This is a genomic window from Pseudomonas sp. NBRC 111138, assembly GCF_001320835.1.
Taxonomy (GTDB): domain Bacteria; phylum Pseudomonadota; class Gammaproteobacteria; order Pseudomonadales; family Pseudomonadaceae; genus Aquipseudomonas; species Aquipseudomonas paracarnis.
Genome location: NZ_BCBO01000191.1, coordinates 1 through 887 on the forward strand (window position 1 = coordinate 1; position 887 = coordinate 887).

1 pseudogene is annotated in these 887 nt (G+C 59.6%); it reads right to left on the bottom strand.

The features are described from left to right. Window positions 1-854: pseudogene (locus APH41_RS27665) on the bottom strand (RHS repeat protein); the annotation flags it as partial. Window positions 855-887: the final 33 nt, after the last annotated feature.

Here is an 887-nt window from a genome sequence, read left to right on the forward strand (position 1 = left end):
GTGCGCACCTTGCGCTGGCGCATGCCGTCGGCACCGTAGACGTAGCGCTCGGTGTCATTGAGGCGCAACGTGCGCTCCACCATATGCACATGGCTCAGTTGGTTACGTGCATCCCAACTCAGTGTTCGGCACCGGTCCAACATCAACAGGTTGCCGCTGGCATCGAAGGCTTCGGCAATCTCCGCTTCGGTCGGTGGCCTCCCGCCCACCTCGGGCAGGCAGCGATTACTGTGCTTGGCCGCCGTCAACACACGCCCATGTTGCTGTGGGCCGTGGTGGATCAGCTCGAGCAAATTGCCGCCAGCGTCGTAGCGATAGGTTTGACGATAGTTAGCCACGGCAGCCGGATCCTCGAGATGAGCAGGCCCGCGATTAGCGCTGCCGGCCTCCCAGCCGGTGGCTTCGATCAACTGGTAAAGACTGTCGTAGGTATAGCGGTTGATCGGCTCGATGCGTTGGTTGGCAAAGAAGCGCACCGGCAGGGCCTTGTCTTCAAGGCTAAGGATATTGCCCACCGGGTCATAGACGTAGTGCAAATCCTGTAGCGGTTCGTCGCTAGGCCCGGCAGCGCTCAGACGGTTCAATCGCCCGTCTTTCGGGCAGTAATCAAACCGACTGGTGACCTGGTTGCCTGCCGTTTGCTGTTCTATCTGTGCTTGAGCGTTGTAGTGAATGTCATGTACCAGCCGCTGCGCGGCGGTCGCGTTTTTCAGCTGCAGCCAGGCCTCGCGCAATCGGCCGTCGATGGTGTGATTGAAACGCTGCCGATTACCCTGCGCATCGGTTTGCTCCAGCACATTGCCCACCGGGTTGAACTGCAAAGTACTGCGAGCACCGGCTGCTTGCTCAAGCAAATCATCCCGCTCATTAAGGGGCAGTGGCCAATC